This window comes from Tepidibacillus infernus (assembly GCF_048898065.1).
GTDB classification, from domain to species: Bacteria; Bacillota; Bacilli; order Tepidibacillales; family Tepidibacillaceae; genus Tepidibacillus_B; species Tepidibacillus_B infernus.
This window is the reverse complement of sequence record NZ_JBLWFI010000001.1, coordinates 186,587-209,299: the sequence shown is the minus strand read 5'-3', so window position 1 is coordinate 209,299 and position 22,713 is coordinate 186,587. Positions and strand designations below refer to the sequence as shown.

At 36.4% G+C, this 22,713-nt stretch carries 18 protein-coding genes and 1 riboswitch; of the genes, 1 reads left to right on the top strand and 17 read right to left on the bottom strand.

The window, feature by feature from the left end; genetic code table 11:
- The first annotated feature begins 55 nt into the window (after nucleotides 1-55).
- Nucleotides 56-985, top strand: coding sequence for a cysteine synthase A (cysK, locus tag TEPIDINF_RS01090; RefSeq protein ID WP_068722905.1), 930 nt, complete (start codon nucleotides 56-58; stop codon nucleotides 983-985).
- Nucleotides 986-1,044: 59 nt separating this feature from the next.
- Here the strand turns inward: cysK and TEPIDINF_RS01085 are convergent, their stop codons facing one another.
- The 17 genes from TEPIDINF_RS01085 to TEPIDINF_RS01005 form a co-directional block, all read right to left on the bottom strand.
- Nucleotides 1,045-2,559, bottom strand: coding sequence for a peptidoglycan DD-metalloendopeptidase family protein (locus tag TEPIDINF_RS01085; protein WP_421691190.1), 1,515 nt, complete (start codon nucleotides 2,557-2,559; stop codon nucleotides 1,045-1,047).
- A gap of 143 nt (nucleotides 2,560-2,702) precedes the next feature.
- Entirely contained in the window at nucleotides 2,703-3,800 is a 1,098-nt protein-coding gene (locus TEPIDINF_RS01080) for a cytochrome b N-terminal domain-containing protein (protein ID WP_421691189.1), read from the bottom strand.
- Entirely contained in the window at nucleotides 3,736-4,224 is a 489-nt protein-coding gene (locus TEPIDINF_RS01075; protein WP_421691188.1) for a hypothetical protein, read from the bottom strand. Before TEPIDINF_RS01075 ends, TEPIDINF_RS01080 begins: the two co-directional genes overlap by 65 nt.
- A gap of 217 nt (nucleotides 4,225-4,441) precedes the next feature.
- Nucleotides 4,442-5,863 carry an ATP-binding protein gene (locus tag TEPIDINF_RS01070; protein ID WP_068722895.1) on the bottom strand — a complete coding sequence of 474 codons (1,422 nt, stop codon included), beginning with the start codon at nucleotides 5,861-5,863 and terminating at the stop codon, nucleotides 4,442-4,444.
- Nucleotides 5,856-6,560: a response regulator gene (locus tag TEPIDINF_RS01065; RefSeq protein WP_421691187.1), complete on the bottom strand. Its 705-nt coding sequence runs from the start codon at nucleotides 6,558-6,560 to the stop codon at nucleotides 5,856-5,858. The genes TEPIDINF_RS01070 and TEPIDINF_RS01065 overlap by 8 nt, the downstream gene beginning before the upstream one ends.
- A gap of 153 nt (nucleotides 6,561-6,713) precedes the next feature.
- Entirely contained in the window at nucleotides 6,714-7,931 is a 1,218-nt protein-coding gene (locus TEPIDINF_RS01060) for a YeeE/YedE family protein (protein WP_068722892.1), read from the bottom strand.
- Nucleotides 7,932-7,943: 12 nt separating this feature from the next.
- Complete coding sequence (locus TEPIDINF_RS01055; RefSeq protein WP_068722890.1) at nucleotides 7,944-8,684, bottom strand: ABC transporter ATP-binding protein; 741 nt, start codon at nucleotides 8,682-8,684, stop codon at nucleotides 7,944-7,946.
- Nucleotides 8,684-9,532 (bottom strand): ABC transporter permease, encoded by an 849-nt coding sequence (locus TEPIDINF_RS01050; RefSeq protein WP_082732319.1) that lies wholly within the window; start codon nucleotides 9,530-9,532, stop codon nucleotides 8,684-8,686. The genes TEPIDINF_RS01055 and TEPIDINF_RS01050 overlap by 1 nt, the downstream gene beginning before the upstream one ends.
- Nucleotides 9,533-9,546: 14 nt before the next feature.
- Nucleotides 9,547-10,590, bottom strand: coding sequence for an ABC transporter substrate-binding protein (locus tag TEPIDINF_RS01045; RefSeq protein WP_421691186.1), 1,044 nt, complete (start codon nucleotides 10,588-10,590; stop codon nucleotides 9,547-9,549).
- Between the two features lie 97 nt (nucleotides 10,591-10,687).
- Nucleotides 10,688-10,791: riboswitch (SAM riboswitch) on the bottom strand.
- 94 nt (nucleotides 10,792-10,885) lie between these two features.
- Nucleotides 10,886-11,092 carry a copper chaperone CopZ gene (gene copZ / locus TEPIDINF_RS01040; RefSeq protein ID WP_068722888.1) on the bottom strand — a complete coding sequence of 69 codons (207 nt, stop codon included), beginning with the start codon at nucleotides 11,090-11,092 and terminating at the stop codon, nucleotides 10,886-10,888.
- Between the two features lie 80 nt (nucleotides 11,093-11,172).
- Nucleotides 11,173-13,383, bottom strand: a complete 2,211-nt coding sequence (locus TEPIDINF_RS01035) for a heavy metal translocating P-type ATPase (protein ID WP_421691185.1) — start codon at nucleotides 13,381-13,383, stop codon at nucleotides 11,173-11,175.
- Between the two features lie 28 nt (nucleotides 13,384-13,411).
- Entirely contained in the window at nucleotides 13,412-13,702 is a 291-nt protein-coding gene (locus TEPIDINF_RS01030; RefSeq protein WP_421691184.1) for a metal-sensitive transcriptional regulator, read from the bottom strand.
- A gap of 72 nt (nucleotides 13,703-13,774) precedes the next feature.
- Complete coding sequence (locus TEPIDINF_RS01025; RefSeq protein WP_421692124.1) at nucleotides 13,775-14,008, bottom strand: glutaredoxin family protein; 234 nt, start codon at nucleotides 14,006-14,008, stop codon at nucleotides 13,775-13,777.
- A 365-nt stretch (nucleotides 14,009-14,373) separates the two neighbouring features.
- Nucleotides 14,374-15,744: a TIGR02679 family protein gene (locus TEPIDINF_RS01020; RefSeq protein ID WP_421691183.1), complete on the bottom strand. Its 1,371-nt coding sequence runs from the start codon at nucleotides 15,742-15,744 to the stop codon at nucleotides 14,374-14,376.
- 26 nt (nucleotides 15,745-15,770) lie between these two features.
- Nucleotides 15,771-19,937, bottom strand: a complete 4,167-nt coding sequence (locus TEPIDINF_RS01015) for a TIGR02680 family protein (RefSeq protein ID WP_068722880.1) — start codon at nucleotides 19,935-19,937, stop codon at nucleotides 15,771-15,773.
- Complete coding sequence (locus tag TEPIDINF_RS01010; RefSeq protein ID WP_068722878.1) at nucleotides 19,924-21,120, bottom strand: TIGR02678 family protein; 1,197 nt, start codon at nucleotides 21,118-21,120, stop codon at nucleotides 19,924-19,926. Before TEPIDINF_RS01010 ends, TEPIDINF_RS01015 begins: the two co-directional genes overlap by 14 nt.
- Nucleotides 21,121-21,129: 9 nt before the next feature.
- Complete coding sequence (locus tag TEPIDINF_RS01005) at nucleotides 21,130-22,641, bottom strand: TIGR02677 family protein (RefSeq protein WP_421691182.1); 1,512 nt, start codon at nucleotides 22,639-22,641, stop codon at nucleotides 21,130-21,132.
- Nucleotides 22,642-22,713 lie beyond the last annotated feature (72 nt).

The window sequence follows — 22,713 nt, the reverse complement described above, 5'->3', positions numbered from 1 at the left end:
TGAGGGTAAAAGTGGTATATTAGATTAAAATTAAAAGTTACTAGGAGTGATCTATATGCGAGTAGTGAACAATATGTCTGAACTGATTGGCCAAACTCCCCTTGTAAAAATTAACCGTTTGGCAGATCCTGAAGGGGCGGACGTTTACATAAAGTTAGAAATGTTTAATCCAAGTCGTAGTGTGAAAGATCGGGCAGCCTACAATATGATCATCCAAGCAGAAAAAGAAGGATTACTTAAAAAAGGATCCACGATTATTGAACCGACTAGTGGAAATACAGGGATTGGTTTAGCAATGAATGCAGCAGCCCGTGGATATCGAGCGATTCTTGTAATGCCTGATACAATGACTGTCGAACGAATCAATTTATTAAAAGCATATGGGGCAGAGGTTGTATTAACCCCTGGGGAAGAAAGAATGCCTGGAGCGATACGTAAGGCACAGGAACTAGCAAAACAAATTCCTGATAGCTTTATTCCCATGCAATTTGAAAACATGGCAAATCCTGATGCCCATCGAACAACCACTGCAGTTGAAATAATTGAGGCTGTTGAGCAAACCGGAAAAACGTTTGCAGCCTTTGTTGCAACAGCAGGAACAGGGGGAACGATTACGGGAACAGGGGAAGAATTAAAAAAATATTGTCCTCATTTAACTGTGCATGTGGTAGAACCAGCTGGTTCTCCAGTACTATCTGGTGGACAACCAGGAAAACACAAACTCGTAGGTACAAGCCCAGGGTTTATCCCACCGATTCTCAATCAAAACGTCTATGATGAAATTATCCAAGTCACAGATGAACAAGCGTATGAAATCACTCGACGCCTAGCAAGAGAAGAAGGAATTCTTGTTGGCCCGTCCTCAGGTGCTTCATGTTTTGCTGCAATACAGGTAGCAAAACGCTTCTCACCTGAAGAAGTAGTCGTTTGCATTGCACCTGACACAGGAGAACGGTATTTATCTAGTGACTTGTTTCAATTATAACCCACAAAAGTGGAGCTTTCCCATAAGTCATAAAAATGATTGAGGGTAAGCTCCTTTTATTATTTAACGTAGTTAATTGGATTCTTGGGTACTCCGTTTATCCTTACTTCAAAATGAAGAACGGTCCCTGTCGCATTTCCTGTATTCCCCATTTTCCCTATCTTTTGACCTTGAACAACATTGTCTCCCTCAGAAACATAATACTCACTAAGGTGATTGTACCACGTTTCTACATTATTACCATGACTAACGATGATCGTTTTGCCATATCCACTTTTCCAGCCTACAAAAGTGACCTTCCCACCATCTGCAGCCTTTACTGTAAGACCATTCGTTCCTGAAATATCAATTCCTGTATGAGCTCTACCCCATCTTTGGCCAAATGGACTTGTGATGATTCCCCCCATTACCGGCCACTTAAAGTTCCCAGAACCTCTTGAAGAAATACTTGATGTAGAGATTTTTGTTCCTTTTTTTACAATCTTATTTATTGGTTTTTTTATCACTTCTTCATTCAAAATACTTTTCTGAATCGTTGTTCCATTTTCCTTTACAACCGCATATTCCACCTTTTTCTTTCCTTCTTCACCTTGTTTTACAACTTTTGTTTGGTTTTGGTAAAGAGTATTATCCTTTTCATAAACCACTTGATAGGGTATTCTTTGTTCTTCAATCACTATTTCCTTTACTTGAACGGTTACCAATGGCTTTACATTCGTCACTTTAAGTTCATCACCAATATTGATATATTCCCCTTGCAGTTTTGGATTTAGATCGTAAACCTGTTTTGTTGTTAACCCATACTTCTCAGCAATCTCTGAAATTGTATCGCCGGATTTTACAATGTATTTTTGTTCCTCTAGCGTTCCTTTTTGTAGTAAAGTAATCATTTCATTTTCAGTAAGAACTTGATTCGGTGAAACCTTTACTTCTTTCATTGATATTTCTTCTTTTAAATCAATACTTTGAACTTGAATGCTTGGTTGTGGGTTATAATCCATAGAGGCAGCAGTAACCTTTGTTTTATTCTTAATTGGTAAATAGGTATTTTTTATTTGATTCAATACTCGTTCAGCAGTTGCATGATCTTTTACATAGCCTACGCCTTTGCCATTTATAACTACTTCTACCCCTTTGCCCTGAATGACAAATTTAGATTGAAGGGCATCCAATGCAAGCGCGTTATCGTATTTGCCTTTAAAGATCTTTTGTTCATGATAGGTGATATCATTACCTGGAACCATTTCTAACCCATACGTGATTTGGGCTTTCTTTAGCTGTTGATTCTTCCAATCTTCTACAACTGCAATATCATTAACAACACCTATTTGTTTTTCGTCTACATATACATGGTATAATTTTTCCATATTTGCCTGATAATAGAATAAACCAAAGGTTGCCACAGCAATAACTATTCCTGAAATAGAACCGATTATGATAGATTTTCTTTTATTTTCCCATATGTACTGCTTAGTTTTTTGAAGTTGTTGATTTCCCCATAATTTGAACTGGGTGAATCCCTCTTGGAATTTACCTTTAAAGGTGGTAAATTCAAACAGATTGAACTTCTTCATGACAGCCTCCCTTTTTTTGACATAGATTAAGACAAGTTACTTTAAACCTACCCTTAAAATATGGAGAAAGGATGAAGAGATTTAGAATGATTATTGATAAAAGAATGATAGCCAAAGGAGGGGAAAACCTTTGGCTATTTCTATTAGTTAAATAAGGATTTTGCTTTAGTAATATTCTGGACTGCTGTATCTACTAATTTATTGATTTCTTCTACATTAGGGTTAGTTTCTTTTGTTAATTTACCTAGTTCATGAATCGGTTCACCAATCGCTTCGCGCAATTGGGCGTCTTTTACCTTAATTTGATCACCAATATCATCCACTGTTTCATCTAATTCTCCAGCTTTTGTAGCGGCTAGCTTGAAATCTTTTACTGCCACGGCTTCTTTCAATTCACCTGCTACTGCGATTGCTTGATCAAGTGCTTGTAGTTCTTTGCTTTGTTCTTGTTGTACAGGTTCCTCTGTTGGAATAGTTGAATCTGTTTCTGCTTTTGTTTCTTCTTGTGCAGCAGCAGGTTCAGAACCACCCATACCAATATGTTGTTCTGGCTTTGTAAAATAAGCATTGACTGTGAACCCAATAAATAGTAAAACTACAAGAGTTCCAACACTGACCAAGGCTTTTCGATTCTCAAAATGAGGTGTTGGTTTCCGATCAATAAAAGGAACTAAAACTAATCCAATCACTAATAAGATGGATGTAACAATTAACCCTTGTAAGCCAAACCAGTTTTCAATGGTAAAGATACTCATAAAGATCCATGGTGGCTTTGTAGCTTCGATTCCCTCTACAGGTGATGCCCCAAGTGCAGGTGGGAACACTAACGCTAAAAAGATCAATACCCCAAAAATGATCAATCCATAACCTGTTAGATGTTTGATATGAACCAAGAATGTGCTTTGTCCCTCTAAATCATCTTGATGATTAGCATGTGCAGATTTTTTTGCTGCGTTTGCTTCTTTTTCTGCTTTTGACTTAAATGGTAGTGGAGAAATTTTTAAGGCTTTAATCAATAATAAATGTAAAGGAATTAATCCTAGTAAGACTAATGGTAATATACTTGTGTGTAAGCTAAAGAATTTACTTAACATAGATACAGTTGGATTTTCTGCAAAGTATGCAGCCAATGGTCCGCCTAGCAGTTCTCCGCCTGCTTGAGCATGTTCTAATGCTTCAAATGCCTCTTGGTCCCACTTTAAGATCGTACCTGTATAGTAAAGACCAACCTTTATTAGCATGTTGTTTTTTAAGTATGAATGCCCCTAATATGACAGAGATAATAGCAAGAATCATAAAGAAAATACTTCCTGCTCCAAAGGATACCTTTGGTTCATATTCCAAATCATTTTCTGGATTACCACCGATTGCTTCAACCATCAATGTTTTTGCTTCTTCCATTTTCATTTCATCCATTGCTAGTTTAGCTTGTTCAAGTTTTTGTCCATCAGCTAATTGGGTCTCCTGATTCACTTCAATGGCTTCATTTAATTTATCTTTTGCCATTTCCATGTCATTAATCCCTTCAATAAAAGCAATAGATTGTCGGACTAGAGTTGGTACATCTACAGCGCCCTCTTCCTCTCCCCCATGAGCAAATACAGGTAGAGCACTTACAAATATTAACAATAATACAACAATAAAAACAGTAAACTTTTTGTGCAACAGAATAACCCCCTTTAGAATGTAAAATCGTTTACATTCAATAAAGTAACAGAGGGTTATCACTGAAATATCACCAAATTGTAAACAACCTTGTGAACAATTTGTGAACTTTTTCTCAAGAAATATGAAAAAAAATAACCTTTCATTTAGGAAAGGCATAAATGATTTGATCAGATGGGAATAAAAAACTTCTGTGATGATCTTCTTTTTTGAGTTATCAATCTATGACTGGTAGCGTAAATATAAATGTAGTTCCTTTATTCACTTCACTTTGAACCTCAATTTGACCTTCATGTGCAAGAATTAACCTTTTCACAATGGCTAAACCGAGTCCTGTTCCTTCACTGCCAGGTGTACGCACTTTATCCACTTTATAAAATCTTTCCCAAATAAAAGGTAGCTCTTCTTTTGGGATTCCAGGACCAGAATCTGTAATCTCAACTCTAGCATAATTCTTCTCTATTGTTGTTTTTACTTTAATTATTCCTGCTACCGGAGTAAATTTTATCGCATTGTCTAATAGATTCGTAAGGACTTGCTCGATTCGATCTATATCCGCATTAATCCAAATAGGACGATCCTTTAACTGAACTTTGAGAGAAAGTGATTTTTTATCTAATATTGGATCTAGTTGGGCTAATAACCTTCTTATCGTTTCATTTAAATCCATTTTCGTTTTAAACAGTTGAAATGTTTTGGCTTCCATTCTAGAAAGATCTAATAGATCTTGTATGAGTCGAGACATTCCTTTTGTTTTGGTTAGTGCCGCAGATACATAATTCTCCATAGCGATTGGATCCTCAGTAAATTTCCTATCATTAATTCCTTGTAAAACTCCGCAAATATAAGTAAGTGGTGAGCGTAATTCATGGGAAACATTAGCAATAAAATCACGACGTACTTGTTCAGTGGTCGCTAATTCTTTGGCCATTGTATTAAAGGTATGTGCTAACTGAGCAATTTCATCATTTCCATCAACATGTATGGGATCCGTTGACTTACCAACAGCAAGCTCACTGGCAGCTTTACTCATCTGTTTTAATGGTTGACTAATTCGCTTAGAAAGCCAATAGGTTAACAAAGTAGCAATTGCCATTGCAATCAGCCCTGCAAGAATAATAAACTTTCGAACTTGCAACATCGTTTCACGTATATCATAAATCGTTGAATGAAGAGATACGGCACCTGTTACTTGACCATTATTCTTAATTGGTACAGCAACAGATAAAACGGTATCTTTATAAAAATTAAGATAACCTATATCTTTTCTAGCCACTGTTTTATCATCAAGGACTTGATTCCACTCCTCTTTTGTAAAAGGATCTTCCTTCTGGGCATGTTCATATAAACGAAGTTTTTCAAATTTCTCTCCATTCCGATCAAACAAGACTAATTGTGCATTTAAATGATGTTCATAATTTTCTAATGCCTTATTCATTCCGTATATATCTAGCTTTCCTTCAAAATAGGATTCAACGACTCTACTAACCTCTTCCCCATGAGTTTTCAATCGCCGTTCTTTTTCTATAAAATAATAGTTTTCAAATAAATAAGATAATAACCCTCCCAAAACAACGAGTGCAATAAAGATAACGGTTAAGTAACTAAACATTAAACGCCTAGCCAGTTTTTTAAACATACTGTTTTTTCACCTCAAATTTATACCCTACACCCCAAAAAGTTTTAATTTGCCATAATTCTTTATCATCATGTACTTTTTTACGTAAGCGATCAACATGTACATCAATCGTTCGTGTACTTCCGGAAAAATCAAATCCCCAAACTTCTTCAAGCAGTTGTTGCCTTGTAAATACTTGATTAGGATGACTAGCTAAAAAGTAAAGTAATTCTAATTCTTTCGGTTTTAATTTTAAATGCTCACCATTTAAGCGAACATGGTATTCGTTGATATCTATCATTAGGTTTGGGTACACAATTTGTTTGACTTCTACCCCTTTTGGAGCATAACGGCGAAGGACAGCCCTTATTCTAGCAATCAATTCTCGGAAATCGAATGGCTTTACGATATAATCATCAGCCCCTAATTCTAAACCAAGAACCTTATCAAACTGTTCCCCTCTAGCAGTCAGCATTACAATTGGGATATTGCTCACCCGACGAATTTCCTTACATACATTCCAACCATCCAATTGAGGTAACATGATATCAAGTAATACAAGATGAGGGGCGAACTCTTTAAATTTCTCTAGAGCAGCTTGTCCATTATCAGCAATCGCTACTTCAAAATTTTCTTGAACAAGGTATGATTTGATCAATTGGCATAAGTTATAATCATCATCGACAATCAGTATTTTTTCTTTATTTGTTTTGCTCACAAGCTTCTCCCCCTACTTGTTAACTCTGTCCATTCGTTTATTTTGTAAAAATCATTACTTTTATTATACAAGCTTATGGAGTTATTTGGGGGCTTTTTCAATAAGAAACGCCCCTTGTTTAAATACAGGAGCGTTTTTTAAAAAAAGTCTTCTTTACTTTACATGATTTTGAAGATCAAATAATGGTCTAAGTTTAACCCCAATGATTGAACCGATAAAGGCTGCTACAAACCATAACCAGCCATGTAAGCTAAAAGAAACAATTCCACTAAAGAAAGCACCGATGTTGCACCCAAAGGCAATTCGAGCACCATATCCCATTAACATTCCACCGATTGCAGTTCCTATGATTGAACGAGTCGAAAATTTCCATTGAACGGGTTTGGTAAAACGTATAGCAAGTGCAGCAGCGAGTAATGCGCCCAATATGATTCCTATATCAAGTACAGAGGTAACATCAGCAAAAATACTCCCATTCAATTCATTAACCCTTGCTGGTGTTTGCCAATATCCCCAACTTTCCACTGGTACGCCGAGTGCCCTCACTATTTTTGAACCCCATAAAGCAAAAGCAGAGGTAATTCCCCATGGTTTTCCAGAGAGAACGAAAATAGCAAATTGAACCAATGCTAAAATAATAACTCCAGTGACTAATGACCAAGGACCTTGGTAGATGACTTTCCAATCCTTGTTTGGCCGTTGATTACTTTTCAACAACTTACCATGTCGTTTACGTTCCAAATACATGGAAATGGCAACAACGATGACCGCTAGAATCATTTGTATAACAATCCCTTGCCAAATTCCGAAATTATTCAGAAAAGAAACTGGGCCAATATTTGGTGTATCCATCCACCATTGAAAATCTTTTGCTCCAAGTACAGAACCAATGATAAAGAAAATTAATGTGTTCAGAGCACGAAGATCACCACCACCTAAGTGGTATAGTGTTCCTGATGCACATCCATCTCCTAATTGCATGCCAATCCCAAAAATGAATGCTCCGAATAAAAGAGAGATCCCAACAGAACTTATATACCCATTAACCGTTTGGCCAAAAAAGGAACCTTGAATTAATAAGGGTAAGAAAAGAAAGCTCCCCAGCATCATTAAAAGCATTTGCACGCGAATCCCTTCACCACGGCGATTTAAAATAAAGTGTCTCCATGCAGAGGTAAAACCAAAATGAGCATGATATAAAGCAATTCCTGCAATGATTCCTACAAAATATAGTGAAGCCTGGCGTAAAGAAACGGCTTGATATAAGTAAACAACACCGATGAAAGCCACAAATATCGTAGCAATTATAATAGAACGATTATATCCTACCCGTGAAGGGGCAGGATTAGCAACGGTTACGTTTGTTTGCATTCAAATCACCTCTTAGTTAGTAGTTAGATCAAGTTCATTCATGATTCTTTCTCTTATCTTGATAAATTCAGTTCCATTTCGATTACGAGGTCTTGGAAGATCAACAATAATCATATCTTTGATATAACCAGGCCTTGGACTCATCACAAAAATTTTATCGGCCAAGTAAATCGCTTCATCAATATCATGGGTAATCAGAATCATCGTTTTCTGAGAACCCAACCATAAATTCATCAGTTCATTTTGCATTTTTAATTTAGTTATGGCATCTAAGGCACCGTAAGGTTCATCAAGCAATAACACATCTGGATCCATAACCAATGCACGGGCTATGGAAGCACGTTGACGCATTCCTCCAGATAACTGTCCTGGATAGTAATCTTTAAAATCTGTTAATCCAACTTTGATAAGAATCGCTTGAATACGTGCTTCCCTTTCTTCTTTAGCAACATTTGCTAGCTCTAAACCAAACTCTACATTTTCACCAACTGTACGCCAAGGAAATAGAGCGTGCTCTTGGAAAATTAAAGTCCGCTCTGGATCAGGCTGATCAATGATCTGTTCATTAGCCATTACCTTCCCTGTGGTTGGTTTTTCTAAACCAGCAATCATTCTTAATGCTGTGCTCTTTCCACAACCTGAAGGACCGACGATGGCAACAAATTCACCACTTTCAACAGAAAAGTTCACATTAGATAATACCTTTAAATCGCCAAAAGATTTACTAACATTCTCCAACTTGATTGTTTGCATTATACTGAACCCCCTCCTCCTGTCAGATCACGCCACCGAAGAAATTTCCTTTTTAACTGCTCAAGAACAAGATGATCTAGAATGAGGGCGATCCCACCAATCACTACAATATTAAGAAGAACTCCTTCCATATCGGCAATTTCCCCTGCATAACTAATCGACCAACCAAGACCAACTGCTGCTCCTCCAACCATTTCACTAGCCACAAGCGATCTCCAAGCATTGCCAAAAGCAACTTGAGCACCTGTTAAAAAAGATGGAAAGGTTTCAGGCAGAAAAACTTTTGTTACTAATTGTTTTTTATTCGCACCTAATACCTTTGCTAGTTCGAGATGAGTGCGATTTATATTTTCTGTCGCATTAATCATCGCTAAAGCCATAGGAAAGAAACTGGCAATCGTGATCACGATGATAATAGGAAGATCGCCAAACCCAAATAAAATAACTAAAAATGGAATCCACGTTATTGGAGGGATTGATTGCAATATTGAAATTACATTTTTTAGATAGATTTTAAATCCCTTCGATAAACCAGACAATAAGCCAAATAAAGAACCTAGAAGACAAGCTAAAGGATACCCAATGATTAATCGAATTAGACTACTTTGAATGCTGTCTAAAAATGCTGGATCTTTTACTTCACTAAGAAATCGCTGAAAGACATTAACTACATCTGGTAATAAAAAGTTTGGTAAAAACCATGCGGTAATTTGCCATATAGCGAGTAGTGTAACAATCGCATAAACATATGGAAGTGTCGATTTTATACTTAGACGCTTGACCTTTTTATTCGGTTTTAATATGGTTTGATTAGCAATAGACTTGATGATTTGTGATTCTTTTTTCACTTGAAGTCACCATCTTAAGATTGTTTTTTGTTTTGCCAAGATAAATCAAGAATATCCTCTACATTTAGAGGTTTTGATAGCATTTGTTGATCTACCATCATTTGTACAATATCTTTCATTTGTTGAATATTCTCTTGAGTAATTTCCCAATTAAAGGTTTGAGCTTCAATTGCTTCAGCGATTAAGTCTACTGAATTGATTCTCCCATTTGTTGTATCGATGGTTTCTGTTTCAATAAAACGTTTTGCCAATATTTTTGCTGCTTCTTTTGGTTGATTTTCTAACATCTCAATCGCTTCTTTTTGAGCATCTAACATCTTATTTATCGCAATCTGTTTTTCTTGAAGAATTTTTCCTGAGGTTATTGCCACCATACATGGGAAAGGCCATTCTTCTCCAACATCATAAAGTGGCGTTACAGGAATGGTTTTACGAGCAATTCGATCATATGGTTCAAAGAGAAAAGCAGCATCTACTTTCCCAGCTGTTAAGGATTGGATCGCCACACTTGGTGAAACATAAACCATATTCACATCATTACGTGTAAGATTACCCTCTTTCAGTACAACACCATTTAGCACGATGTCTGCTGTGCTCCCTTGTTTCTGTGTAGCTAGTTGCTTTCCTTTCAAATCTGGTATCGTCTTAATATTACGATCACTTCGCACTAATAGACTGTGATAACCCATTTGCGCACCGCTGATTACTTTTAAATCAGCACCTTTATCAGCCCATGTAACAGCATTTGTAAATCCAAGCACCCCTGCGTCTAATTGTCCTCCAACAATCGCTTTAATCATTTCAGGCCCACTATTAAAGATTTGAACTTCCACTTCTAACCCATTCTTTTCATAAAAACCTGCATCATAAGCAAGCATCACTTGAGCATCATCCATCACGTTTAAATAACCAATACGTAGCTTTTCTTTTGTTTGTGGATTTGTATTTGCTTGCTGCTCCTTGTTTGCTCCACAGGCGGTTAAAAATAAAGAAATGATCATTACAAACATCCCTACCCACCGTAATCGGCGTGCCCCTAAAATTTTTACCAATTCCATTTCCCCCTTTAACGTATAAACTTGACTAATTTAGTCAGGATTGTCCTTGCATATTGCAAGAAAAAACACCTCATAAGAAGAGGTGTTAAGATAACTCTTCTTATCTTTCAGAACAAATTGTTCTGCTGGAATTAGCACCGTATCATACAAATCGGTTGCCGGGTTTCATTGGGCCAGTCCCTCCACCACTCTGGATAAGAACGTGATAATATGTAATTGATCATACTGTGATTCATAGAAAATCGTCAATCCATTAATGTGCTACAATCAAAAAGTTTTTTCATGATTATTCTAATTATGCAACAACATCATAGCCTTGGTCTTCGATCGCTTCTTTCATTTGTTCAAAAGTTACTTTTCCCTCATCGAAAGAAACCGTTACATTTTTGTTCTCAAGACTAACAACCGCATTGGAGACCCCTGCTAATTTTTTTAGTGCCCCTTCTACCGCCATTTTGCAATGATTACATGTCATACCTTCTACTTTAATTACTTTTTCCATTTAAAATCCCTCCATTATAGATGAATGATTATATGAAACCCTTGTTAGGGTAACAAACAATAGTCAATAACCTTGTTTTTTTAAAATTTAATATTTTTTAATCGTAAGGAGTTAAGAACGACTGAGACAGAACTCATTGCCATCGCAGCTCCTGCAATCCAAGGTGCTAATAGACCTGCCATTGCTACTGGAATACTAATTGAATTGTAGAATAAAGAAGCAAATAGATTCTGCTTAATATTTTTTAAGGTCTGTTTACTAATATAGATTGCATCTGCAACCCCTTTTAAGCTCCCACCAATTAAGGTAACATCGGCTGCTTCAATCGCTATATCTGTTCCAGTTCCAATTGCCATCCCTACATCTGCAGTAGCTAATGCTGGAGCATCATTGATGCCATCGCCAACCATGGCAACTGTATATCCTTGAGTTTTTAAGGATTCAACTTCTTTTGCCTTATCTTCAGGCATTACTTCTGCACGAACTTCATCAACACCCACTTCTTGAGCTATACTTTTTGCGGTACGTTGATTATCCCCGGTAATCATCACGACTTTGATACCCATTTCTTTTAATTTGGCAATGGCTTCTTTTGAGTCAGCTTTTACCGTATCAGCCACTGCAAGGATTCCTAATAATTTATCAGGAGTAGCAACTAAAACAACTGTTTTCCCTTGTGCTTCTAATTGAGCCATTTTTTCTTCAATAGCTGCTGGATCAAGTCCAATTTCTCTTACTAATTTACGTGTTCCCACATAAACCATCGTATCGTTCACTTTTGCTTTTAAACCTTTGCCAGGAAGAATCTCAAAATCTTTGACTTGAAGCAAGTCGATTCCTTTTTCTTCTACGCCTTTAGCAATTGCCTTACCAATCGGATGTTCAGACGTTTTTTCAATGGAACCAGCATATTGTAATAATTCCTGTTCACTTGCATCAATCGGAATATAATCTGTTAATTCAGGCTCCCCTTTGGTAATGGTGCCTGTTTTATCTAATACAATCGCATTGATTTTTTTAGTGTTTTCTAAGTGTTCTCCACCTTTGAAAAGAATCCCATGTTCAGCTGCTTTACCGGTCCCAACCATAATAGAAGTTGGTGTTGCTAAACCTAATGCACATGGACAAGCAATAACGAGAACGGCTATCGCATTCACTAAGGCATGTTCAAAATTGTTAGGATCTAGCCAGAAGTAATAACCTAAGAAGGTTAAAATAGCGATGGCCACAACAATCGGCACGAATATCCCCGAAATCACATCAGCCATCCGTTGAATGGGTGCTTTCGTACTATTGGCTTGTTCTACCGCTTTAATAATTTGTGCTAAGGCTGTATCTTTCCCAACCTTTGTCGCTTTAAACTTAAAAGAACCATGCTTATTGATTGTAGCCCCAATGACAATATCGCCAACTTTCTTATCGACTGGAATACTTTCCCCTGTAATCATGGATTCATCAACAGACGAATAGCCCTCGATAATTTCACCATCAACAGGGATTTTTTCCCCAGGGCGAACAATGATGATATCTCCTTTTACCACTTCTTTAATTGGAACTTCAATCGGTTCTCCGTTTCTTTCAACCATCGCAGTCTTTGCTTGTAAGCTCATCAATTTTTTAATCGCATCAGATGTTCGACCTTTCGCTAAGGCTTCTAAATATTTACCAAATAAAACGAGCGTAATCAGGACTGCACTCGTTTCAAAATAAAGTTGATGAGTGCCTATAATTATTCCATAAATACTATAAAAGTAAGCAGCAGATGTTCCTAATGCAACAAGGACATCCATATTAGCACTACCATTTTTCAAAGCAGAATAAGCACCATGATAGAATTGATAACCAATATAGAATTGAACTGGTGTTGCTAAAAGAAGTTGAAACCATGGGTTCATGATGATTTCTGGCACCAAATACATAACCCCAAAATGACCCAACATACTCCATAATAGGGGAAGGGATAAGAGAGAAGAAATGATCAACTTGGTTCTCTTTTTACTTAATTCTTTATCCTTAGCAGATTGTTGATCCACTTCATCCTCATGAACTTTTCCATCATATCCTAAGTCCCTAACTTTCTTTATAAAATCATCCACATCTACTTCTTCAGCATTGTATTCGACAACTGCTCTTTCCAGCGCCAGGTTGACTGTAGCAGAGTAAACACCTGGTATTTTATTTAATCCCTTTTCGATTCGTGAGGAACATGCAGCACAAGTCATTCCAATTAGATCTAATTCTACTTTTTCCTTTGCTACACCATAGCCAAGATCCTTTGCTTCCGTCACCATTTTACTCACTCCTTTGATGACTATCTATCTATTTAATAAACAATTTAATAACATCCATCAATTCATCAATCGCAGGATCACCATTACCAGATTTAATTGCCTTTTGGACGCATCCGTGTGTATGTCTCTCTAATAAGGATAATCCAACTTTGTCTAAAGCAGCACGTACAGCTGCAATTTGAATTAAGACATCTACACAATAACGATCCTCTTCTACCATCTTGTGAATACCACGCACTTGTCCCTCGATTCGTTTTAAACGTTGAAGAATTTTTTGATTCATCTCATTTGGGTGCATATGCTCATTTAAGTTTTCCATACCCCTACCCCCTTTATGTATTAAATTATACCGTATCTATTGAAGGGTGTAAAGTTAACTCAAATGGAAAATCTATCCTAAAAGTAATTTCTTTATTTCTTTTTCGTTCACTTCAAAACCAATAAGTATTTTTTTCTTTTTAAAAAGGCCAAATAAACCGGGTTTTTGAAAAACAAAGGTAGGAACAATTCTTGTACCAGAAACCTCTTTTAGTAGATCCTCCCTTTCAGGATGAATACTAAGATCATGTTCTACATAGTCAATATTGTGTTGGGAAAGAAACTCTTTCGCCGCTTGACAATCTATTCATGTTGGCCTTGTAAATAGTTCTAATGTAATATTTTCCATCCATATCACCCCCTCAAACCCATAAATCCTAATTCAATTTTAATTCTTTTTTAATTTGTCCAAATCAATATTTTCTCTAAACAAAAATCCATCACAAATTATACCCATACCCCCGTGTAGTATATTATAAATTATAATCTTTCTAATTTAGTCATGTCTATGTCAATATTGTGTCTAAATAGTTAACTATTTTTGGAGAGGAAATTCATAATATCCTCTTAAAACGTTAGTTCCACGTCAAAACCATTCAGTTGGTTCTCAATGTGATCAAAGCGATTGAGTATCTCCTTAAATATTTCCTACACACAAAATTTCCCCTAGTATTAACACTCTTCCATCATCTTTTCTATATCTTCTATTAGTTTAGGAATTAACTTTTCCTGATACCCTGCTTTACGTTCTATCTTTATTTGTTCTTTTAATGGTAGTAATTCACTTAGTGTTATTGTCTCTAATTTTTTAAGCCGCGTATCAGATAATTCAACGGTTGACTTTGCTTTCATATATTCATCAACTTCATAATGCCAAAGTTGGACATGTTCGGGGTACCGGTTTTTTAATCTCTCAGCCATTTGAAGGCCCTCAGGGTCATAATCTCCAGAGTAATAAATAATAGCATCATTCTGAACAAGGTAATCTAGTAAAATCAAGGTAGCGAGTTTAAATTGCCCATGAGTGCATATGATTGGTGGAGACTCTTGTAATTGTAATTGGTCGATGATTGCCGAAAAAACACCAGAATTTTCAACAACAAAAACAACATTGGCTTTTCTTGAATGATACGTAACACCGGGTATAAAGAAATGGAGTTTAATCAATTCCCTTAATGCAACATTCATAACATGATTCCCCTTAAATGCCTCCCACCATAACGATTCTGGCGTCCCATCATCGCAAAAACCTAAAATACCAGTGCAAGTGACAAAATTCAATATATCATCGCGAATGATTCTAAAATATTGCATCAATTCACTAACATCTTCAGCCGTCAACGAACTTACCATCTCATAATCTTGGTCTTCCAACTGTCGAATCCATTGTAAAGCCACAATAAGAAACCGACCTTGATCTGTATCCAGGTCAAAACCATGAGGATCTTGTGTCACTTGGTAGGCAAAGATAGGCAATCGAATATAGTCTTTTGTTCTAGTATCTGTCTCTAAACGAAACGTTAAAATAGAAATGGCTTTTATCACTTGTTCCAACTGACTCTTAAATAAATCCCGATCTTTATCATAAGCAAGATGAAATCCTCTTACTCCATTCCCCTTTTCTTGAATATGTTGAAGAAAGCCTTGAGCAAGTGGGTCGTTGTATCGTTGTTTAAATTCCTCAAAAAAATTAGCTTTAAGTCGTTCATAGCGTTCTTTTTCTTCTGCCTGCGAAATGATTGGATGTCCAATGTAACCATCTAATAAATCCTTAACATCAATTCCTGCAAACTTTGTCCTTTCAAGTGCCTTTTCAAACTGTGAAAATGAGATGGAGATTGATTTCTCTTTGGAAAAGTCCTTACGAAAAAAAGAGGAAAGTACCTCTTTTTCCTGTTCATTCACATTGACGATGGTAACTTTTCCCCCAATTCTTCCTAGGCTCTTATATTTGTTGATCAATAGTTGAAAAAGTGTTTGAAAACCTTTCTCCTGTTTGAAGTATTTTACCGCTTCACTGGTTAAATGGTTTAGCTTATCCATGCATTACTTCCCCTTTAAACTTCTTTTTACACCATATACTTTATCTTTTCTTGATCCAGACGATTTTCTTCAATCCCTTCGCTTTTCAATAGTTGCAATCTTCTACCATCCCAGTGGTAGCGAACAACTGTAACATAAGATGCATTCTTCGGTCTAACTAATTCACAGATCGATAATTGAGATACTGTGTCATAATCTCCCCATAAGGCTTGTGAATTAAAGATATAATTAAACCCTAGTTTCTCTACTAGATCAAACATATCACGAATATTATTCTCATCCACACCTGCAAAGGCTTCATCTAAAGAGATGATATATGGTGCGTCATCACGGGCTTCCAGATACCTAGAATAAGCTGCAGAAAATAGCGGAATATACATCGCCATAGCTTTTTCGCCTCCACTAAACGTATAAAAGACATTGTTTGTAAGTTCTCTTTTTGGTTCTCCTTCCCTTTTGTAATAAAGAGTGAATGAAAACCATTTGCGGTAATCCAACATCTCCTTAATCATTTGGTGCAAGGTTTCTCCATAACCTTTTTCTTCAAGTACTTCTTTGGCACGAGTGATCTTAGATTGAAAATGGGTGGTGATACGATTCATATCTTCTGCTTTTAATAGTCTAGAATCAAGACGAAGAAGATCAACTAAATCTTTAGTATCCAATTCTTCTTCTATATCCGCAGTCTTAGGTTTCCATCGAATGGAAAAGGTCAACCCACTTGATGTATCCCTTTCAGACATTAAACGGTTAATTTTCTCCACCCATTGTTCTGCCCGATTAATTCTAGCGCGAATGATTCTCCCTACACTATTTAAAATAATTTCTTCGTATAATTCGCGATCTTTTTCACTTAATATTACTTTTTGCAATTCAATATCTTTATCGATTTGAGTTAAAACATAATAAGGACTGACACGATTACCATTATACTCCATAAGCAGTTGAATTCGTCTTGCCTTCTGTTTTAATTGATCCCATTTCATGATGATGTTTTCATCATCAATACTTATCTCTTCATTGATCTCAAAGATCGTATCTTGGGTAAGACGATATTCTACGAGCACACTCTGTTCTTGATAATAAACGTTTGTTAATCGTTGATTCACTTTTTCGCGATCTAGGTTTTGGAGTAGTGTACCATATTGATTTAAGACTTGTTTAGCACGACTCACAATATGCTCTTCTTCTAACCGAATAGACGAATCCTCGATCACATTCACCAGTTGTAATCGATCATCCTCTGTGAAAATGGTTAACCATTTTTGAAAGAGCTGTTCTGCAAATAAAACCTCTGATTCCTTTTTGTTGATCTCTGCTTCAGTATGATTGATTTGATTGCGTATATCTTGTATGTTTGCGATCAATTCTTTGATCTGAATTGGAATTTGCTTTAATCGTTGAACAATATTTTCAATCAGTTGCCGTATTTCTTCGGCTCCTAACTCTGCTAAACGTTCTTCAATTTGTTGTAACTGAAGATGATATTTCTTTATCTCTCCTTCAATTTGATTCAATTCTCCTTTTAATTCATCAATATCAAACTGAATTTCTTCCAAGTTTTGTTGATATAGCAAGATGCTTTGTTTACTATGTTGATAGTCCTTATAATTACTTTCTAAATCTCGTAGTTCCTGTTGATAATTCAGTATTGATGTTCTTGCCGTTTCATATGCTTCTTCCTGAATAGGCAAGCTGATTTCCTCTGTTAATTCTCGTAATTGATTTTTGATCCTCTGTAATTGTTCAAGCTCTTGTTTTACACGATCATTCTTACGTTTTGCTTCCTCTGCAAGTAATTTGATCTTTTGTCTAGTTTCTACTAATTCTTCATAAACATGTTTTACATCCTTATCTTCTGGAAAATCTAGAAATTCTCGTTCTAAGGTTGCAAGTTTCATTTCCCATCGTTGGGATTCCTGTATCATTCGAATTTTCTCTTCTTCTAGTGCACTGATTTTCTCTTCAATTCGTTGAATCACTTGTAACCGATATTGTTTTCGAGCTTCTTTGCCAATATAGATTGCCTGTGACTGATCAGGGGCATGTCCTTCAATCAGTCCAATCTGATAACGACCCTCTTCATTAATCGAAATGAGAGAATCAGCCTTTTCATCGATAACAATACTTCTTAATACATGATCAATATCCTTTCCTGTTACCTCAATTCCCTCAACCGGTGTTGGATAAAGAAGATCTGCTAACGTATAGCCAAAAAATTGTGGGTTTGGCCGAATGATTCGATCATGAACGAGTTCTACTGAATAAGATTCAGGAATAATCAATGCATCCAATAGACCCATCTCTGTAATCGCTGCTTCAATTCGTTCTCGTTGCGTTATTGACACCTCGTCATGAAACTCTACCGCCGAGTAAAAAGGAAGGTGAGGGATATTTTGTTTCATAAGTTGTTGTCTAGCTTCTACTGTTTCGTAATGTCTTTCTGGTTCTGGATCTTTCTTTTCCTTCCATTCTTTTAATTCTATTTTCTTCTGTTCTATTTCTTTTTGCTTTGTTTCGATTCTTTGTTGTAATTGAATGCTCTCTTTTTGGAGAACTTGATAGACTTCACGATATCGTTTTTCAATAGGAGCCTTAATTTCTTCTAAAGGATATTCGTCATAGATTTGGCCAATTCGAGAGGCCACCATTTGCACATCCTTATCTGACAAATCCAGCTGTTTATTTTGCTGTTGCCATATATGGAAAGCTTCTAAATAACGCTCTCTCTCCTCTTCAAAATATTGCTCCCATTTCCGTTCATTACTCCGCTGATCATCAAGATCTTTATTAACCTCTCCTAACTCTTTTTCTAATTCTTGATAACGTTTTTTGATGATCGAATGCTCCCTAAGAATTTTAAGAATTTCATCTAGTTTTCCTTGATAATCATGAACTTCTTTCTTCCATAAATCAAATTGATAAACCCCTTGGTAATTTCGTTTAAATTCTGGAGCGGCAATCTGATGATTGAAAAAGGCTGCCTCTTCCGCCAGAAACTCCAATTCCTCAAGCGATTCCTGGATCAGGCGATCTGCTTTTTCCTCTTTTTCTGCTTCTATCCGTATTTTATCTTTTAACTCTCTTTCTTTACGCTTTTTTTCTTCTAGGGTTTGTTCCTTTTGCTTTCTTTTGAATTCTATCTGTTTTTCTGCTATTAGTAATTCTTGTTTTTTCTCTTCAGCTTTAAATACATCATGATCTCGTAATTGCTTTTCTTCATCCTTTAGAACTTCTTCTTCTCGCTCAAGTTGTTCCAAATTCCTACTCTGCAAATCCAATTCAGCTTTTAACTCACTCATTCTACGCTGCAATTCTGCTTTCTTTTTGCGTACATTTTCCTGCTCTCGATGAGCCACCAATACGCCATTTGCTTTTTCTACTAGAACAAATTGGTTATATTGATCATATTCTTTACATAAGCGTTTCAAGGATCTTTGGTCTCGAATTAGTTGATCTAATTGTTGCTTGGTTTGATCCATATTTTCGATTGTATCAGATAATGGACGTAATTCTTCATCAGATAGGGCTGGTAAAGATTCATTCAAGATATCATAAATGACAGTTGGCTTAAATTCTTTGGATAATTTGGGACTACGCAATTGAATGAGTAACTTAATCAATTCATCATACGCATCTAATGTTTCAAAACCAAATATATATTTATTTACCAACTCCATATATTCTCTTTGTGTACGAACCACCTTACCACCGTTCTCTAATCTATTTTCTAATTCTCTTCTTGTCAGTGGAATCTTCTCTCCAGCTTCTAGCTTATACAGGAGTATATCCTGTCCGATTCGGCGGTTATCATAGATCACAAATCCCCAGAATTCCATGTTACTTTGTCTTTTAGCCCGTAAGCCAATTCCAGTTGTCAAGTATTGCTCCGTATCCTGACGCTTATATTCAAGATATAAGTATCCTGTTCTCTCATCGCGATCAACGATCCCTTTTTCACCAAGAAGGTAATCCTCCATCTTTCTTGCTTTCGAGCCAAATGGGTCTAAACGGTCGGGACTTTTCTTTCCGTCTAATAATACAGGGAGTAAACTTTGCATGGTGACGGATTTCCCAGATCCATTACTTCCTCTTAAAAGTAATCTACCTCCCGAAAATTGAAACTCTTCCTCGTCGTAATACCAAAAATTAAGTAAACCTGCACGATGAAGTTGCCATTTATTCCCCTTCACTTTCTCCTACCTCCTCATTTCCGTTAAAATCATCTGGATAACGCCCAATCATTCGCACTAATGCTGGTAAAAGTATGACTGCCCCTGTATCCAATTCTCTTCTAGCCAATTTCCAATCCTCTAAAAGCTGAAATAATTTTATTGTGGTTTCTTGAATAGAGGCTTCACGGTGTTCCTTGCTCCAACCTATCCCATATTTTTCTTTGCAAAATCCTACCCATCGTTCAAAATCTAACCAAGTCAATAATAAAGAACCATCCCATTGAATTGGGATCTCATCTTCAACTTGTTGTTCCCGTACAATACTCGAAAATTGCAAAGCAACGTCCATAATTCCCTTATTATCTGGATATAAATGAAAGCGTGCTTTTCGTTCAGGTAATGTGAGCATTGCTGTATTTTTATATAATTCCAATTGAAAGGGTGTATGAGACTCAATATCTTCCCGTAATCGATTCCGATAATTCCGTAGATATTGAAAGTCAGGATCTTGTACTCCTTCACTGTAGAGTACAGGTGACAAGAATAGCTTTCGATAGATTCGATATCTCCTCATCGCTCCTGTATTCGCTTCTTCTCCCATCCACTCTACTTTCAAAATCTCTTCCATAGACTCAAACTGAAATAGGTCCTTTGGATAGGATCGCATAAAATAACGAGAGATGAGCGGAACTTCATAAAGTACTTCATGGTTTTCTGTTTGCGAGAAACCTTCAATATCTCCATCTACAGCCTTTACAATTCCTATCTCTTCAGAAAACTTGAGTACACGAACAAGAGACTTACGATGTTCATAATTGGTCCAATCGATTCCTTCCTCTCTTGGATAAATACTTAACAGGTCTTCGACAATTTCCATTAATAGAAATTGCTCATCAACGGCTTTCCCCTCTAAAAAGGCTAATACACATGCAAACAAGGCATAATCACGTGGATGTATAAACATTTGAATTCCCATCCATGGTTCTGGATCAACTGGAATTTTTTCTAATTTCGCAAAATGGCGATGCACAATGAAACGGTAACCAAATTTTTCCTGAAAATAATCCCTTAATGCATGTTCTCTCTCCCGAATCATCTGGTATTTCTCTGGATCCTTCTCACGTAGAATCCAAAATTGTTCAAATAAATCCTCTAAAACCTCTTGTGCCACTTCATCAAATATCAAATTTTGTTTCTCCATTTTTTCCACCTAATCTATGAAATAGAAAACATAATTGGGCATTCTTAACCATCCATCTTCTGACTCAAGCTGAATCATAGAATCATTCAATTGTAATAATTTAAATCGTCTACCCGTTTCTGTTTTACCGATTTGTTCTTTATTTCCCATCGCTTTTGCAATCCAATTCAAAAGGGTTTTACGTACGTATGGATCTACTATCGTTAATTGACTAAGTACAATTCGATCTTGATTCATTATTTGTTCCATCATTTTCTGTTCTGCCTCTTTTTCTAGCAAATATTGTTGAAGTGTCTCTTTTTTCTCTCGTTCTTTGTTCACAATGATTCCAGGTCTGGTTTTTTCCTTGTATTGTTTAATCCTTGGTTTTAAAGTAAAGATCGTAGGGGGTTGGTCCCAAACCTCGGAATAGATATCTTCTGTCTCTATGCCATCTGTTTGAAAATGCCTCGTATGAAAAGCACCAAAGACAACAGACGATAGTTTATGCGCTTCTTGTATATCCTGCATCTCAGCGAACCATTTCGCTAAATGAAGATAATCCTTTCGGCGACTACGGAAATTTTGACTTCTTTCTCCGATTCGCTGTGCAAATCGAGTCATCCGTCGAATAGTCTCGTTCGTCTCATTTTGCAAAAAGGAAAGTTCACTTTCACGACCATTTTCACCAAGAAACCACTTTTGTAAGCTTTGCCATTGATCAATTGATTGCTGAATTAGATCCTGTTCATTTGGTAGATTTATTAAACGAGGAATCGATAGTTGATAGGTTGCAATACGATTAGCCACATGCTCAATAAAATCAGTCTTAGTATCATGCAAAACGGATTCGATTTTAAAGGAAGACCGTTGTAACGCAGACATAAAATTCCGTAGATATTCGGTTAAAGCATCCTTAAAGGCGAGAAATGTTTCAGTCATCATGACCTCTTCAACCTTCTCACTTTTAAGATAGGCAATATAATCTGTAGCGTTTTCCGCCATTTTCCGAAATTGATCAAACATATCTTCCCACAAACGATATAATGCCTCATTATCTAGCTTGTCCACATCATATTCACGTTTGCCTTTATGAAAGGGATTTTCGTGATAAGCAGTGAGTTGATATAAGGATTCAAGCAATCGATCAAATAAGGTCTTTTCCAATGATCCACCGAAAGAATCCCCTAATTTCTCTAACCCTTGAACCATCCGTTCAATTTCAATGGTGTAGGGAGTCGCCTGATAGCGAAACTTCTTTTTCTTAAAATCCTCAATTGAATTAACTCTTCCTGTCTCTTGACGGGGAATGATATTTTTCCACTGAACTAATTGGTTCAAGTCATTTTGTAATTGTTCTTCTGTATATTCTTGAAAGTGAAAGTTTTGTTTCAAATATTCATAGATTTCCTCTGGGAATAGATAATGACGTAATCGTTCATGCTGTTGATAAAAATAACGTAGGATTGAACGGTATCGCCATGCATTATCTGTCGTTAAATAGGTAACCTCTGATATCGCTCTTAACATTTGATCATTCATAGATTTCCTCACATTTTTAAAAATTTTCTCAGTTACAGTATATCAAACAAACATAAAAAAACATCCCCATTA

Bases quoted from the DNA above. Each gene is read 5' to 3' on its own strand.
- cysK (WP_068722905.1), top strand. From the start codon at position 56: ATGCGAGTAGTGAACAATATGTCTGAACTGATTGGCCAAACTCCCCTT.
- TEPIDINF_RS01085 (WP_421691190.1), bottom strand. From the start codon at position 2,559: ATGAAGAAGTTCAATCTGTTTGAATTTACCACCTTTAAAGGTAAATTC.
- TEPIDINF_RS01080 (WP_421691189.1), bottom strand. From the start codon at position 3,800: ATGCTAATAAAGGTTGGTCTTTACTATACAGGTACGATCTTAAAGTGG.
- TEPIDINF_RS01070 (WP_068722895.1), bottom strand. From the start codon at position 5,863: ATGTTTAAAAAACTGGCTAGGCGTTTAATGTTTAGTTACTTAACCGTT.
- TEPIDINF_RS01060 (WP_068722892.1), bottom strand. From the start codon at position 7,931: ATGCAAACAAACGTAACCGTTGCTAATCCTGCCCCTTCACGGGTAGGA.
- TEPIDINF_RS01055 (WP_068722890.1), bottom strand. From the start codon at position 8,684: ATGCAAACAATCAAGTTGGAGAATGTTAGTAAATCTTTTGGCGATTTA.
- TEPIDINF_RS01045 (WP_421691186.1), bottom strand. From the start codon at position 10,590: ATGGAATTGGTAAAAATTTTAGGGGCACGCCGATTACGGTGGGTAGGG.
- copZ (WP_068722888.1), bottom strand. From the start codon at position 11,092: ATGGAAAAAGTAATTAAAGTAGAAGGTATGACATGTAATCATTGCAAA.
- TEPIDINF_RS01035 (WP_421691185.1), bottom strand. From the start codon at position 13,383: ATGGTGACGGAAGCAAAGGATCTTGGCTATGGTGTAGCAAAGGAAAAA.
- TEPIDINF_RS01030 (WP_421691184.1), bottom strand. From the start codon at position 13,702: ATGGAAAACTTAAATGAGCATATGCACCCAAATGAGATGAATCAAAAA.
- TEPIDINF_RS01020 (WP_421691183.1), bottom strand. From the start codon at position 15,744: ATGGATAAGCTAAACCATTTAACCAGTGAAGCGGTAAAATACTTCAAA.
- TEPIDINF_RS01010 (WP_068722878.1), bottom strand. From the start codon at position 21,120: ATGGAGAAACAAAATTTGATATTTGATGAAGTGGCACAAGAGGTTTTA.
- TEPIDINF_RS01005 (WP_421691182.1), bottom strand. From the start codon at position 22,641: ATGAATGATCAAATGTTAAGAGCGATATCAGAGGTTACCTATTTAACG.